The sequence below is a fragment of the Nostoc sp. FACHB-888 genome, assembly GCF_014696655.1.
Lineage (GTDB): Bacteria > Cyanobacteriota > Cyanobacteriia > Cyanobacteriales > Nostocaceae > Nostoc.
On sequence record NZ_JACJQM010000107.1, the window covers coordinates 1 to 15,862 of the forward strand.

General features: G+C 42.6%; 13 protein-coding genes. 8 read left to right on the top strand and 5 right to left on the bottom strand.

Translation table 11 applies throughout. The features are described from left to right. A partial coding sequence (locus H6G26_RS31390; protein ID WP_190734541.1) for a DUF3991 domain-containing protein occupies positions 1 to 1,193 on the top strand: 1,193 nt, incomplete at its 5' end. A gap of 60 nt (positions 1,194 to 1,253) precedes the next feature. Here the strand turns inward: H6G26_RS31390 and H6G26_RS31395 are convergent. From H6G26_RS31395 to H6G26_RS31415, 5 genes are all read right to left on the bottom strand, one after another. Then, positions 1,254 to 3,920 (bottom strand): DUF3962 domain-containing protein, encoded by a 2,667-nt coding sequence (locus H6G26_RS31395; RefSeq protein ID WP_190734543.1) that lies wholly within the window; start codon positions 3,918 to 3,920, stop codon positions 1,254 to 1,256. Then, complete coding sequence (locus H6G26_RS31400) at positions 3,910 to 7,116, bottom strand: hypothetical protein (protein ID WP_190734545.1); 3,207 nt, start codon at positions 7,114 to 7,116, stop codon at positions 3,910 to 3,912. The genes H6G26_RS31395 and H6G26_RS31400 overlap by 11 nt, the downstream gene beginning before the upstream one ends. Further along, entirely contained in the window at positions 7,113 to 8,363 is a 1,251-nt protein-coding gene (locus H6G26_RS31405; RefSeq protein ID WP_190734547.1) for a hypothetical protein, read from the bottom strand. Before H6G26_RS31405 ends, H6G26_RS31400 begins: the two co-directional genes overlap by 4 nt. Before the next feature lie 358 nt (positions 8,364 to 8,721). Beyond that, positions 8,722 to 11,745, bottom strand: a complete 3,024-nt coding sequence (locus tag H6G26_RS31410; RefSeq protein WP_190734549.1) for a DUF5906 domain-containing protein — start codon at positions 11,743 to 11,745, stop codon at positions 8,722 to 8,724. Positions 11,746 to 12,138: 393 nt separating this feature from the next. Beyond that, on the bottom strand, positions 12,139 to 12,291 hold the full coding sequence (locus H6G26_RS31415) for a hypothetical protein (protein ID WP_190734551.1): 153 nt from the start codon (positions 12,289 to 12,291) through the stop codon (positions 12,139 to 12,141). Positions 12,292 to 12,582: 291 nt separating this feature from the next. Here H6G26_RS31415 and H6G26_RS31420 point away from each other — a divergent pair, with 291 nt between their 5' ends. Genes H6G26_RS31420 through H6G26_RS31445 form a run of 7 tightly spaced genes read left to right on the top strand, consistent with a single transcriptional unit; the run spans position 12,583 to position 15,700 of the window. After that, complete coding sequence (locus tag H6G26_RS31420; RefSeq protein WP_190734552.1) at positions 12,583 to 13,641, top strand: hypothetical protein; 1,059 nt, start codon at positions 12,583 to 12,585, stop codon at positions 13,639 to 13,641. Continuing rightward, positions 13,628 to 13,855 carry a hypothetical protein gene (locus H6G26_RS31425; protein ID WP_190734555.1) on the top strand — a complete coding sequence of 76 codons (228 nt, stop codon included), beginning with the start codon at positions 13,628 to 13,630 and terminating at the stop codon, positions 13,853 to 13,855. The genes H6G26_RS31420 and H6G26_RS31425 overlap by 14 nt, the downstream gene beginning before the upstream one ends. Positions 13,856 to 13,857: 2 nt before the next feature. After that, entirely contained in the window at positions 13,858 to 14,073 is a 216-nt protein-coding gene (locus tag H6G26_RS31430; protein ID WP_190734557.1) for a hypothetical protein, read from the top strand. Next, positions 14,070 to 14,345 carry a hypothetical protein gene (locus tag H6G26_RS31435; RefSeq protein WP_190734559.1) on the top strand — a complete coding sequence of 92 codons (276 nt, stop codon included), beginning with the start codon at positions 14,070 to 14,072 and terminating at the stop codon, positions 14,343 to 14,345. The genes H6G26_RS31430 and H6G26_RS31435 overlap by 4 nt, the downstream gene beginning before the upstream one ends. Then, positions 14,326 to 14,511 carry a hypothetical protein gene (locus H6G26_RS42160; RefSeq protein ID WP_206757570.1) on the top strand — a complete coding sequence of 62 codons (186 nt, stop codon included), beginning with the start codon at positions 14,326 to 14,328 and terminating at the stop codon, positions 14,509 to 14,511. The genes H6G26_RS31435 and H6G26_RS42160 overlap by 20 nt, the downstream gene beginning before the upstream one ends. A gap of 2 nt (positions 14,512 to 14,513) precedes the next feature. Continuing rightward, a complete protein-coding gene (locus tag H6G26_RS31440) occupies positions 14,514 to 15,020 on the top strand; it encodes a hypothetical protein (protein ID WP_242053991.1) in 507 nt (168 codons plus the stop codon). 8 nt (positions 15,021 to 15,028) lie between these two features. Beyond that, positions 15,029 to 15,700 (top strand): hypothetical protein, encoded by a 672-nt coding sequence (locus H6G26_RS31445; protein ID WP_190734561.1) that lies wholly within the window; start codon positions 15,029 to 15,031, stop codon positions 15,698 to 15,700. Positions 15,701 to 15,862: the final 162 nt, after the last annotated feature.

Genomic DNA, 15,862 nt, shown 5'->3' on the forward strand with positions numbered 1-15,862 from the left:
GTGGCATTAAGGGCAGTAGGGCGCAACACCAGGAAATCAAGGACTTTTACAGCATTGTTAATGCTGGCATAGAACCAGATACCAGCCTCACCCAGTTGCAACTGCAAGCCAAAGCTGCCGACCGGGATAGGGCGCAAGCTAAAAAACAGCAGATGGAAGCCACAGCCAAAGCTTTGGCGCTTGAAAATGAACTCAAAGACAGACGCATCAAAGAGTTAGAGGCACAAGTAGCTTTTTGGCAGCAGCAAACTCAACAACTGCGCGACTTGGCTTTAGAGGATGTCGCTTGGGAACTGGGGCTAGATTATGATCAGCAACGCTGGAGGGGTCACGGACACATCATTAATATAGATGGGCCCAAATTTTACGACTTTGCCCCCGATCAACAAAAGGGATCAGGGGGTGCGATTGATTTGGTGATGCACGTTAATCAGTGCAATTTCCGGCAGGCGGTTGTCTGGTTAGATGAGCGATTTGGGGAAGCTGGCGTAGAACGTGCGGCGATCACTCACGTTAAGAATAGGGCTGCTGACATTATCCAGACTGAACCCCGTCCCCAATTCACCCCACCCGTTGAAGATAAAGCTAACTGGTCTGCCGTTGAACATTACCTCAATCAATTTCGGGGCATCCGCTCTGACTGTATTCAAATGCTTCATAACCAGGGGCTTGTTTACGCTGATGACCAACAAAACGCTGTTTTTGTTATGCGGAATCTTGATGGTCAACGTAACGGTGCATTCCTACGGGGAACTAGGGGGGAGAACAACAGCTTTAAAGGTTACTCTAAGGGTACTAAGCGCAGTGATAGCTGGTTTTACTTCAGTTTGGGGGGAAAGGCTAATGATAAAACCTCAACAGCGATTTTGTGCAAGTCCCCCATCGATGCTATCTCAAGAGCCATGTTGGAGTATCTTATCAGGGGCGATGCCCCACCCGAACGAACAGTATATATAGCTATTGATGACATCAAGAGCTTACCACTTGAGCGATTGCAGAAAGTTCCTAATATACTGGTGGCGTTTGGTAACGATAAAAGCACTGATGCTGTGGCACAGCGTGTATTAGAACTAATGCCACAGTCCCAAATCAAAAAATCTAAAGCCAGTGATTGGAATCAGCAGCTACTCGATTATGGGCAGCAGTTAAGGCAACAGCAGCAGCAACAGCAGCAGGATGATTTAAGTCTTTAAGGGAATAACACCAGCTAGTAAGAATTCTTTGTCGAGTTTCATTAATCAGATATTTCACAACTATGGTTCACGAATAGCTTGAATTGGTCGATAGGCATCAAGTCCAATGGCACGGTGGAGTGCTTCGGGAAAAATGGTAGCATCAAGATACTGAATCATCCCATAAAGTCGCTGACACTGAATAAACGTTGCCCAATCACTAAAGCAATCTCCTTCTTGAAGTGTCAAGCTTAGAATAACGCCACGGGGATTATAGCCTTGGGCTTGGGGTTTTGGTTTTTTAGGTTTCCCTGCCTTGTCGTTTTTAGTTATTGCTAGTGGCAATTTACTTTCTTGGAGAATGCCACCGCTACGAGATTCAGGACGTTGGTTGCTTAAATAATAGTAACCACACTCAGAACCTTTTGATGAAGGGTAAAAAACACCTGCTGTATGTCCTTCAAGGTTCCCGTCTTCATCACAAGCACGATAAATGGGAACTTCTGTTGTATTAGGTGCAATGATATTAGCTACACGTATGTGGGGATATTTTGAAGTGGGGATAAAAGTAATATCTTCATTTTTGGGATTTTCTGAAGTATCAAAAGCAAGGAGGTGCTTGCACCATAATTTTTTCTGGAGAAATAGCAAACCATGAGAGCGCAGATTATCAGCATCAAAGCAGTAAATTGTTGGTTGTTTCGTTTCTTGGAATAAGTTGTTGAACACCCAGTTTTGAACTTTCTTCTTATTAAATTCGATGCTTTCAAATGCTCCTGATGCCATTTTTATTTGAAATAGGTAAAAATCTAGCCACTCATCACATCCGTAAGCCTTAGCAGTAACGCCGCAAGTGTCCATACGCACTGCTACAGGAAGGTACTTGGTTATTTCGCCTGTGTAAAAAGGGATTTTGTAGACACCAACGCTAGCAACATCTGTAGGGAACTGTTCTACCTCAACAGTTGGATAAATATATGCACCAGCCATCGATAATCCGCTTTTTAAGGCTGATTCCATACGATGAGCAAAATTACTTTTTAGAGACTTCTTTTTAACGGATTTACCTTGTTCTTTAGCAGCAGCTTGGGCTGCTTCTACTTTGGTAAGTTCATCATTAAATTCTGCTTCTGTCAGTAAATCACCTTTGTCATTTTCATCTTTAGGCTCAAAGTGGTCTGTGACGCTACTAAGCATTGCTAATGCAGGGCGAAAGCAAGGTTTTGGGTCTTTTCTTGCATCTTTCCAAAAATGCTTCTTGGGTAGGATTTCAATTAAAGTCAAGGTTTTCCGATTTGGAGGTGATGAAGGAAGTAATTTTTGGAATTCTCTGATTCTATTAGCACAGTCAGTCCTCCAATTTTTTCCAGACATTTCTGCACCTAAAGCACCAAGACTATGTATAGTAACATCGTCAATTCCGTATTTTTTGGCGAGCGCACGGATTAATTCTTCAGCTTCTTTACTCTGCGATAACAATATTAATCTGAGATTAGGTGGGATATAAAATGGTGGAGATATGTTTACGCTAGCAAAGTGCTGCTTGATAAATTCTTTGACTTTATTGTACTCACCACGTGATTTTTTCAGCAATTTATCATTATCGCAACGTAAATAAGGTTCTATAGAGCAAAACTCTTCACCTAATACATTTTGTATGCGCTCTAAACAGGCTTGATGAAATATTGCATTATCTTTTGGAAAGAGTCCATCTTCTGCATTGTGTGAGCGTGATATTGTGTTACCGTAAACTACACCCCAAGCCAAATCGTTATTTTTATAGGGTGTTTGAACTACATCTTGAGCGTTGAATTTATCTTTGAAATTAAGGGCTTTTAGCAAATATGCAAGATTACCTTCAAAATCTATACCCCTTTCTTTACCCATGTATTTTAACTTGCAGGGGGCAAATCTTGTAGAGTTTGTAGGACTGATATAAACAGTCTTACCTGAGCTTAGATAGCCTAACTCCCAACTAACCCAACGTCTAATACCGTAATCGCAAGTAAGGTAGGGTTCTCCATTTAAATTGTAGTGTAATGCAAATCTCAGTAAGAAAGAGTAATAGTGTGTTTGTTTTTCTTTGTCTTCACTATCTTTCTTCTTTTTGTCTTGAGTAATAATCGTTGGTGGCCAACTGATAATTTCTTGAACATTAGACTTATCTACTACACACTCATGAAATTGTAATGTTTCAAAAACTTGATTGCTGTTTGGATCGATTAAAGATAGCGGCTCTGCTACTATTGCACTAGCAATCAAATAAGGAATGAGACTATAGTACAAAGGGTCAGTTTTTAATTCTCCACCTTCAATACTCCATACAGTTTCAGGGATTTCTACCTGCTGAAATTCCAAGTCATGAGCCGAGAGTGAATGAATTTCTTGGATATCACTCATGGTTAAACAATCTAAGTCTTTAAATGAAACATTTAACCAGTTTTTGACAACATTCACAATATATTCTTTGGAGATGTTGTTAGACTTAGAATAAAACCAATGGGTATTAGATGTTAATTTAAATGCGTTTGGCGAAGGAAATAAAATTTCATCATCAATTGAAATTGTTAGTGCTTGGTTAAGACATTCTATAGGTGGTAAAACATAATTTTTTTCATGCTTGTATTTCTGTAATCTGGAAAATAAATCTTTCCAATTCTTCGGAACAGCCAACGCATACAAATCGAATGGAAGTGATATCTTAGCCGGTATTTGAAGTGCAAATAATTGTATAGAGTTATATGCCATCTATTTTCTCCAATGCACGGTAAAAAGGTTCGTAAAGCGATCGCACTAGCGCGATATCATGAGCGTCATAGCCTGTTCTGGTTTTAGCAAAGTACGGTTGCAGAACGTACTTAAATCCTTTAAGTAAGGAATCTTTTTCAGTTTCAGCTTTCTTCTGGGCAAGGTTAGGTGACCATGCTGCATCGATGAAACGAATTAAAGTCGGCTGATTACCACGAATTGTCCGGGCAATCGCCTGCCAAGTAAGCACCATCAAACTCCAAATCAGTCCTTCGCGTACTTCTTTGGATAGCCCCTTGTGGGAATATTGCAAGATGGTGTCAAGACTTTTGAGAAAAATGCCATAGCCTTCGCTACGCCAAGAGTCACAAACATCAATAAAGTTTCCCTCTCTCTCTTGGGCTATCGCTTTTCTTTCTTTCCACAATGCCAGTCGGAATTTATAATCTAGGTCATCAGGTGCGGGATGCGGACGAACTAAAAAATATGCTCCACCAAATGCACTCAGTCCTTCCTCATTTAAAATATTCTTACCCCGCCCAATTGCTGCTATCGGTGCAATCAAAATTGCTCGATTAGTATCAGCAAAATTTTCAACGTTACTACGAGAAATCAAAGATTCATCAATTTCCTCCAGTGGTGATCGCGAAGTCAAAGCCGCCACCCTCTCTTTCCAATACGAGCTAGTATCAATGCTTTGGATGGCATTGTAAACAAAATCCACTTGCTCGTAACTATTGACATACCAAATTAAACGCTTTCTACCTTCAGGTAGTGCATCAAAATCACGTTGCAAGATATCAGTTTGACGAAGTAGCGATCGCACTACCTGCAACAGGGCTTCTTCCTTATTTGTTGCTCCAGAAACCCGGACAGGGCTGCCATCTGGATAGTAACAAGGAGAAAAGTGAAAACTACTTTCAGAAATCGCTTCTATAGCCTTCTTAACCCTTGGACGTAGCAAGTAATCTACTTGGCGTTCCAGATGGTAAATCGGACTTTGCCCAGCCCAACTTGTACCACTTAGTAACAAAGCGTGCGCTCCTTGAGTACCTTCATCAGCAAAGACATGGGAAAAATTCTCCAACAGCCAGCGTCCTTGTCCCAGTGCTTGGAAGTACCAAAGTGTCAATTGATTCTCTTGCCTTTCCAGCTTGAACCCGCAAACCAAACCAGATGCTAGGCCCGGTATCAACCCGTAAAAGTCCCGTGGAATGCGATTAAAGAAAACTATTTCTTCGGCTCCATCTACTTGCTGCTCAAGCCCGTATGCAGTTTTGATTGACTGTTGAAAAAATGACACAAAAAGGACTAATTTGAGGAATAATGCAAACTTGCTACAAAATCCCCACTTATCTTTAATTGCCTTCAACCAGCCTTTGTTAGTGAGTTCTGTTTGTATTTTGGCAATTGTTTCCTGCTGTTCTTGGTAGTTTTCACTCTGAAGTCTCATTGCATACTCAGCAAGCCAGGAGTTTTTCCAATCGCCTAGCAGGAAACCAGCTAACTCCTTATAGACCGGGTTTTTATCAAGAATAAAAGTAGATGACTCAGTATCTATACCCTCAGCTTCGGCAATTTCTAATACAAAATCTCTAGCTAGGGACGAACAGGTAAAGAATTTCTCTGCCAGCCACTCGCTTTCATCAGGGGATAGTTGCAATTGTGTGCAGATATTATCAACAAGCGTATCGGCATTTTGCAAAGCATGATTGAATTGTCCAAAAGTAAGCTGCCGTAAATCGTTTCTAGAATTACGTAGTTTAGTAGCTCGCGTCCATGTTACTACTTGATCGAGAAATCCATTACTTCCTCTCTCAATTAATTTGATAGCAGGTAAAAATGTCGCGTCTAGGTTCGATTGCACCTTGTCACACTCGTCGAAAAACACGACACTGCAAGTCCGGTATATCAATTCATAGTAGGTAATTGACTGGGGGCTTACGTGCGGTAGAGGACGAGTGAATATTGCAGCTGCTACTGTGGTCAAAATGACATCTGCGGAAGCAAGTTCGTTAGCATCTCGGTGTCTTGGACACTGCCCAATCAGGGGACAAATTCTTACACCATCCCCGTTGCTATTATTACTGTTACCGTTACTGCTATTATTACTGTCGTCTGAGTCTTTTACTTCTCTTAAATCAAAGCAAGGAGGAGAAGGAGGATTTGAGGGTTGAAAGTATTGGCTTAAGGGACAAGCTGTAGATAAGTGTGTGAAGCCGTCTATCCCACCATCCACACTATGCCAGTTCTCAAGATGAACTTTTCGATTCCTTTGACCAATTACTACTGATACTCGTAAACCGACTTTTTTAAGTAGACTGGCCATTCTTAGGCACGTCACAACTTCGTTAAAGACAATGCCAACTCGGCGTCCTTTTTTTGCTACTGCTACAGTCAGAATTTCAATTAGTGTCGATTTACCTGCATTTAGCAGGCCAACTAAGTTTTTTACCCCGTCGAACACTATAGTGTCGAGTTCGACAAACCCCATTCCTTGAAAATGCTCAAGGATGATATCTGATAAACGCCCTTTATGGTTTTGACCGCAGTGTTCATCTAGAAGATTTGCTGCCAACTCCATTTCTTCTCGTGTGACAGAGATTGCTTTATTATTCTCGCGGTGTACTGATAGAACCCTGCCTTGGCATAAGGGCAAATCCTTTGGAATTCTGACGCTATAAGTGTTTTCTCCAGACCGAAAACGATATTCTTTACCAGGTTCTGCATATTTAACAGTACGCTGGCGATACTTCAATTTGTTACCAAGCAATTCCTCAAAACGCTCAAAACGGTTGCCCCAGATAGAAGGCATGGATTTCCGAGTGAACCGATAAGTCTTATCATCAACATCGTAGGCTCGATATTTCGAGGGAATTTGACTGTATACCTTTAACAGCTGTTCTGTGACATCTTGGTTCGTTAAATACGGAACCAACTGCCTGAGATTAAATAGTGTTCTCTTTGCCTCTAGTGTTTCCACCAACAAAGCCAAGCGCGGAAACAGATAAAACCTATTGGATATCAGTAGCCATACAGAAATTGCTGTTTCAAGTTCTGATTGGACACCTAACTTTTCAATAGCAAACAGGCATAGTTCCAAATCGAGTAACGCTTCAATCTGGTCTTTATGTAAGCTTGTTTGTTTTTGTAGGGATTGTGTAACTTTGTAGCGCCAAGACCTCGTTTCTCTCATGTCTTTCTCCCCTTGTTTTTAGTGGGACTTTTATCGCGCTTCGTACTTTTCTCCTCAAGAGTTTTACTATTGGTAGAACGTGTGTTGCCTTCTATATTGGTGTCGCTTTGCTTACTATTAGTAGGAGGTGTATCGCTCTCTACCCCTGCTTCGCTTGCTTGCACATCTAGTTCGCGCACACCCGCTTTTTTCTTGGCTAGGGCAAAAACGGCATCATCGAAGATGGGTTTAACATTCTCCCACCGCCATCGTGATTTCAATTCTTTAAGATAAGCAGGACGGTCTTTCTTCCGCTCCGCAGGGATGACGATATATGCAACATTCCAAGATGGTTCACTGGGTATTGGTTCATCACCTAAATTCCTGACCAATAGATAGGGATTAGAGTAATCCTTCAAATCGAGCGCCCATACTTCACCATCAGAAAACTTAATTCTCAAGTCATAGCGATCGCACTCTGGATAAAGTTCAACCTCCAGCCCCAAATCTACTAACTTCTGGTAAAGTTGAATTTCTGCACGTCCAGGGTAAAACCAAAAGCGTTCGATGCCACGCTTGAGTTTTAAGCAGTCACTTGGTAGTTTGACTTTGCGCTTGAGTCTGCGGCCTGGTGGACAACGGTTACAACTAGAGTTTGCTATTACTTGCCCTTGCGGATTTACTCCGGCCAGCGCATGACAGTACGGGCAGGCATAGAAGTTTCTCTCTAACTCGTAGCAACTCGGTACAGGTTCGTAGCACTCATCTAACAAATCAGACAGCCCAACACCCAGTCCAAAATCCCCTTTTGCTTTTACGAACTCCTGATTTGACAAAATAGGATGTTCAATAATAAACCTCCGGAATTTGGTGTAAATTTGTACCCCTTGTGGGTGTGACTGGCAGTGTTGCAGTAATTCGGTTGCAATTTTTGTTTGTTCTTGGCTCAGTACACTCCCACCAAAGGCTTCTGCTAATTCAATCGTTAATTCCGTAGGTTCCCCCAAAAAAAGCAAAGAGTCACTTGAGTCTATTTCGTCGTCAATTTCCACTCCCCATTCTTCAAAAGGCTGTTCGCAAAGCTCGTAAAACTTCGGAATACTATCTGATACATCAAGAGCTTTACCGCCCACTAGAAATGCCAAAACTACCCTGTCGTAACCCAGTTGCAAGTCTTGAGGGTAAGGATAAAGCCTGCCCTGACGCGCTTGAACCTTGATTAAACCAGCAGAAATTTGCTCAAGTGTGGGTATATCAAGTTTGACCACCAGTTACTATCCCAAAAAATCTAATTTTTATAATAGTAACTTTAAAATTATGACTTGTGTATATAAAAATATTAAATTTTAAGCATACAGATAATAGTTCTAACAATCTTTGCACTAGGTGGTGACAAAGCAATAGCATCCATTATTTGTGCTATTCAGGATGTGTCACGATGGTGGCACTAAGAACAACATCTGAAAATATGAAAGTTAGGATCGCGTTACACGTTAGAGCCAAAACGTGTAATTACTCACTATGCCGTGTAAACTTGTGCTACACCATCAACACGAGATTGATAGTTGCAGCCGTAGTATTGATATTTCAACTGGCATAGTCATTTACAAAAATTAAAAGTCTAACTCAACCAATCACAAATGCTTCTCTGAGGTAGACATCTCGGTTGCCTTCCTCAGTCACCACAGTAATAGTCCCATGTGTTTTGTCATAGCTGGCCATCTCACCCACGAACTTGACAACACCACTAAGCGATCGCACTTCTACTATATGCCCAACATATAAATTGATGTTATCGCCCTCCTTCTCTGCCTGTAGCAGCGAGATTGGCTGGCTCAATAGTTCAACCTCTTCAGATTCACCCGCACCAGTGACGCAGGGTTCGCCGCAGTAGTTTTCCATATCTGGTAAGGGTTCCGCACCACTTTCTAGCTGTGACGCACCAGTGACGCAGGGTTCGCCGCAGTAGTTTTCCATATCTAGCAAGGGTTCCGCACCACCCGCACCAACTTGGAGGGTATATTCTTCTTTTTCCATTGGAGCAGTCAGAAGATTTAATTGCATTTCCCGATCTTCAATGTTTTCTGTGGAATTAGAAAAAGTGGTGCGGGTGGTGCGGAAGTCTTGATAATGCGTTGTTTCTGGTGCGGGTAGTGGTGCGGAAGTGGTGCGGGTTTCGCCTAAAGTGGTGCGGGTAGCTGACAAAATTCCAATGCCTTTCAGTATTGGAATGTGTCTTTTTGAAACTTCGCAGTACCTAGTCCCTTTGACCGCTTTCGGAAACAGTTGGGAGATGCGGGGAATGATTTGGTTGATGCCCTTCACGTTTTTATCACTGGGGCGGGCTTGGTCTAGCCATGATCTGCGGTTGCTCTCATCTATAGTGAGTGTGCCGTTTTGGGTGTACCACATCTCTAACATTGACCATAAAGCCCGTGCGGTAATCTCTCCCCCTTCTAGATAACCTATGTTGTTATCTTCTAGGAATTGGAATAAATGATTGTTGTCTTTTTGAACGTTACGGAAGGCATCAGTTGTACATTCGTAGTCAATGCCTTCTTCGATAAGTTTGTTAAGAGCCTCTAACATTTTATTTAGAAATGCTGGGGCTACTTTCGTTCTAACAAACTCTGAATCATCAGCAAAACGGGAGTCGGCTTGTAATTCGTTTGGGTTGTTGGGGTCGGGATTTTTTACAAATGTTTTTAGAAACTCCAAAACTGCGATTCTATCTTGAGTAGCTTGCATTACTCCTTGCAATGGTGGCGTTTCATTTAAGTTGAAAATGCCTGGTGCGTTCGGAGTAAATTCAATATGGTCTTTGCCTTTACGCTCACAATGTAACTTGTTACCTGTGACAAATAATTTCAGACTTTGTATTCTATCAAGTCTGCAAGTTTGTGGGTTTTCTGATGCCCAATTAAGCCTAGAATGCATTAATGGTGCGAGTCCAAACTTTCTGCCCTCATCGTAAGCTTGGAAGTCAGATAGAGATATGCTGGTTATCCCAGTCTCTCCATAAATAATAGATACACATTTGCGAATCGCATCTTTACCGTTTGACCCTAGCCCTACCGCCAGTAATGCTTTCGCTTCTCTTCCTCTAACCTTTCTAACAGTTTGAAGGTCAAGGGATGCAGCAAGATTCCGTAAAAGAACTTCTTGCTGTGGCTTATCTAAGCAAGCGAGTAAGCGCTCACAATCTGTACTATCAGCGTTGGGGTCGTACTCTATTAATGGCTCATAAATAAAGTAATCTTCGGGGGTATGTGGGGATAGCGTTATAGTGAAATTTTTACCATTCCAAACGGTTCTAACGATTCCATTAATGCAGTTTACCCCTGGTGGATTGATTAATTCTGGGTCAATTCCTGTTAGCATCTTCGCCCATTCAAGAATCTTTTTTACCCAACTGGGTGAAGTATAAGGATAAGATTTTTTCCCCTGCTCATTCTCAACCACAAAGGAATTACAAAATTTGGCTATTCGTCTGCGCTCTGTGTCGTCGGGAGAGTGTTTGTAGTGGTTGCCAGTATGCCAGTAAAGCTTATCAGCAGCACAAATCCAGGGTTTATCCCCATAGAGAGCCTGAAATGCTTGTTGGATAAAGCTTACAACCGGATTTTGGTCATCATCATCATCGATGACATTTACAAGAGCCTGCTGCTTACGCTGGTTTACGGCTGCGTGGATCTCCTCTTCTAGCCTGCGGATAAACTCTGGTACTTCCATCTGCCCCAAGATTTCTTTAATGTCACTCGATTTATATGGTAAATCGGGACAGATGTCATTTGGGTTAATCCCAACAAGAGCAATTCCTACTTCAGCCGCACATTCAAGGCAGGAGGCAAGTTTCTTTAGTCCAGCGTCGTCTGGGTCATGTAGAAAAATGATTAATCCTATGCCTGAATCCTTGATAAGTTGGTATTCTGGCAGGATTGATTTTTTGTCCCAGGCACTACCTTGGAAAGTGAACCCAGCAAGCCCATGCTCTCGACCAACTTCAACGCACCCCTCCCCTTCGTGCTGGAGTAGTGCCGGGGTTCCTTGTACAGATTTACTAGCAGCGATCGCTTCATCAATGCGGTAAGCTTTCCAAGGTTCATCCCCTTTTCTCATCTCTGGTGTGCCGTCCGGGAGCCTGTGCCATTGGCGGAAGGATTTATCTTTTCCCTTCTCTTTGATGTAATCCGCCCATTCATAGCGAATTACCCATTGGGTTTGTGAGTAAGGATAGATTGTTTGTGTTGCATTCCCTGGTATTCCCTTTGGGAGCAAGGAAGTTATGTTTTGAGTTTGGGGTATGTCAGTCGCCGCTTGGGTCAACATCACCAGTGCTAATTCACCATCTGGAATTGGCGCACTTTTGGGCAAGATTCTCTCTTTCTTGGGTATTCTCGCTTTTGGGGAAGCCGTGTAATTAGCCCCTGCCCTTTCTGCCACCACTTCAGCCCAAGGTTTAATCGCCTCCCGGATGTCTTTGCAGTCACACTGGTTAAAGCAGCTGTACTTCCCAGTTTCTTGGACAATGGATAAATTATGCCCACCGCAAACTGGGCAGATGTATTTATTTTTCTCTTTGGCTGGTTCTAACTGGTCTACAAAATTGCGAATATCAAAGGAGGTGAGTGCTTGTTGTGTGGTCAACATTAGCGAATACCTCCGATTTGATTCAATTGTTGAATTAAAAAAATGGCTAAATCGCCTGTGTAGCAAATGTCTTCAAGGATTTCAAGAGAATTTGTAAGTGAGTATTCACTTCTTCTCGGAAACAGCTTTTTACTTGATGTAATATAGTTACAGACGTTCCGGGCAGACATACCGATGGTTTCGGTATGGCCTACCGTGTAATATTGGTTAATCATGGACTAATTGATTGTTCGATTCAATTGGTTCGATTTCGAGGAAATTTTTGATTTTTTGAATGGTTTCGGGGTGGTATCCGAGCCATTTTTTTTTGAGTAATTGCTGCAAGCCCAGCAATGCTGAAGCAGCTTCAGTACAAAAGACTATTGTCGCTATGTGGCTTAGAGCGTCACATGGTCATTCTTCTTCATCATTTTTATTTCTGGTTTTCTTTTTACGTTTGGCGATCGCATCCATGACGATACGCTCAATTAAATTGCTTATGGATCTGCCTTCATCCTCAGCCCAAGATTCTAAATCCTCCTTTGTTCCCTCAGAACAGGAAAACATAATACGTGGTTTTCTTGCAACCATTTTCAACACTTTTCTACATATTGCCTCCAGCATACTTGTTCTAATGAAATATTAACTGTTTTCAGCATAGTGTTGACAAACGCTGCATCTGTCAACTAACATAACAGGCATAAGGCAGAAATGCCAAGGGATAACAAGGACTGCGTTAACTGGTTGAAATGCCACGGATTTTAAATGGGCTACCACCTGAAAGCAGAGATAGTCAAAACCAAAGCAGCAAGCCTATTTCAGAACTTTGTCAATTAAATATTTTGGGGATTAAGAATTATGACAGATTTGGCAGTTCATACCGAAAATGCCAACACTGGGCAAAAAGGTACACTCACGATCATTGCTGGTTACGACCTCGGTAATTCCAGCATTAAATTTGTATCATCAGACCGCCAGATAAGATTTCCCAGTTATTTAGAGAATTGCTACTACCGTCCTACAGAGACTCCCACAGAAGGTTACGTTGAGTACCTAGAGGGTGATGCACTAACTAAACTGGACTACAAGCAATGGTTGTCAGGTTTTGCAGCTTACGACGCTAACCCCAAAAACCACTTGCGAGTGACCGACGATGCGACTGCAAAAGTGAATCAATCGCTGAAACATTTACTAGCAGTGCTTTCCTACTACCCTTACAAAGCTTCGATTGAGTTAGTAATCTGTGCATCTTTGCACGAAAGAGGCGATTTAGAAGACCAACTGATTGAAGCACTTACTGGCCGCCATGTCGTCAAGTTTGGCGGTAAGATTTGCCCCACCGAGGTGAAGATTCATGTTTTGAAGGTTTACGACGAAGGTCACGCAGCAATCGCCGCCTTTGCCCAGAACTTGAACACCAGCAAGCAAAACGTAATTGTTGATATCGGGAATCGGACAGTTATTGCCACTTTGATAGGTTCCAAAGGACATCTAGCTAACCGAAAGACTTTTGATAATGGTGTAGAGGAGTTGATCCGAATGATTTCGGTCAACCCGGACTTTAAAAATCGCTTGGTGGGCGAGATTGCAATGCCGCACCTGATCCGCCAGGGACTAGAAAGCATTGAAAAGCCCTTTTGGTACGGCAACCAGTTTAGTTTTCAAGATGTCTACCAAAAAGAGTTAGCGCCTTGGGTACAGAAGTCCCTAGCGCCAGTATTCAAGTTTATTCATCCTTGGAAGATTAACGCAGATGCCTGCTTAATTACCGGGGGAGGCTCACGACTGCCATCAGTAAGTGAAGCACTTCAGGCTAAAGGGTTTGTGGTAACAGATAACCCAGTCTGGGCAAACGCGATTGGGCTTTACCAACTAGCAAACATGATTCATTTAAGGAGTGTGAATGAACAGCAATGAAAGCATTCGGGTAGTGATTCGTAAGCCCTACCATCCATTACTAAAAAAGCTTGCACAACAAATGAATTTAGATGATTACGGGGAGGTAATTAACTTCCTACTTTTAGAATTCCAACGAAATGGGTACAACTTCCAAACTGAGCAACCGACTGATTCTCAAACTCAAAAACTTGACGAAAAAGATTTAGTTAACAATCTCGCTGCAATGTTCTAGCCATGAAAATCAACAAAACACTTGGATTCTCTTTTGCCACTCTTGGCTTTCTAGCCCTCGGCTACTTCGGAGTCCAGCAGCTTGGCAGAAACAATATGTTCACCATCGCCGCAGCCGTGGGGGGTGCTGGGGCTATCAGCTATGTACTTCAGAAACCGAGTCAGCCAGAAGCACCAACCGCACCGATAAAAACCCAAAGAAAAGGAAGGAAGCCATGAGCGACCAAGACACTGTGCAAACACAACCATCGCTAACAACAACCGAAATCATGACCATTATCCTGGGTTGCGAACAGACTCTTAGGTTCGTGCAAGCATCTCCCAATTACAAGCAAATCGAAGCCTCCGAAAAGTTCAGTACATCGAATGACTTAAAAATAGGTGATGCTGTCCAAGCTTTGATGGAGATTCACGAAGCAATCCTAAATATCGAATTCTACTCCCAAGTCGAGGGACAAACTTATGCTTTCAATGACAGTCTTGCAACGTAACCACCTCTATGAATTCCGTGGTCAACAACTGCGCTACAGCCATCGCTCTAATTGTCGAGTCAATGCACCTTTCATATTCAATGACTCGAAAGGCAAACGAAAAGAATTAAGCCAAACCCAAGTGCAGAGAGAGGTTTTTGAATTAAATGAGTTTTCTGAGAACTGATAATGAAGCGATTGCCCCGACCGACCAAAGTAAGTGCAATCGCCTCAGCCGAAAGTGCATCAAGTACACATCGTTACAAGGATCTTAACAGCATGGCACTCGATTATAGAAATCCCAATGATTGGGGACGCTGTTCTTTGACTGATAATGCTTTGAAACTCCAGCAATTTAAGGCTCTTAACCCAACAGCTACGAAGCGCGAAATAAATAGTTTTCTTTGCAGCCTTTACTTACCCTTTACCGGGACGGAATTCTTAGCAACTCATGAAACCATTGATGACCATCCATACTCTGCTGCATTTGGTCAATTCTTGGGCAACGGTATTGACCCGGATATTGCAAATATCTTAGCGTTTGGCTCTAAGCGATTTGATTTAATCTCTGATGATTTTGATGATCCAATACGGCAACTAGCAACGAGAATTTATAGCCGATTTGAAGAGATGGGTTACTGGGATAAGTTGCCCCAATCATCCAGCAATATCGACTATGACTACATCCCTTATTAGGAGAATAAATGGCACGTAATTTTGGAGCAGCAAAACTCAAAAACCATATTCCCAACAATGCCCCCGGTACGTTAGGAGCAATGGGCAGACTGTTTGATGTGTCGGCTGAAGAGTTCAACAAAGCCTTACAGGGAGATCAAACGGTAATCACCAAAATTGCAGATATGGCGAGATTGTCCGACACAGCTAAGGCTAATCTGCCTAAAGCTTTGGAGGCATATCGGAAGATTATTGAAACAACTGGCGATGTTAACCTTGCCTACGCTGAACTGGTGCAATTGACCCAAAAACACGGTACGCAAACCCTGAAAGCTATCAACAGCAGTAAGACAGGAGAGCAGCGTTTCAAAAACGAGATGTCCGAGATGCAGGCAGAACACGTCAACGCCACCACTGCCGAGGCTACCCGTCACGCGCAACGCTCATCCTTGATTCAGATATCTGGGGCCACAGCAGACCTTATGGCTCTAGCAAAATATGAGGCTGATTTAATCAAAGCTTCTAACAAAGTGCCAGAAGCCCAAGACGCAGCAGATCGCGCTTATGAAACTGCGGTAACTAGCGCACTGTGGACTAATGGCAGTGAAGCGAAAACCGACCGCATACCTAAGCCCAATTACTCGCGCACTGCTGGGATTAGCCGAGTAGGGCAGTGGTTCCGCAACTTCATGGGCATCTAAGCCATAAGTAAGTCGAAAGCCAGTAGTGACGGTAAACTCTGGCTTTTTCTGTTTCACCCACGCGAGGTAAACATGAATGAAATTGATTCCCTATTATCACAGTTCCAAAACACCAGTGAACAGTCCACACCGTTAATGTGGGGTGAAACTACTTCAGAAAAA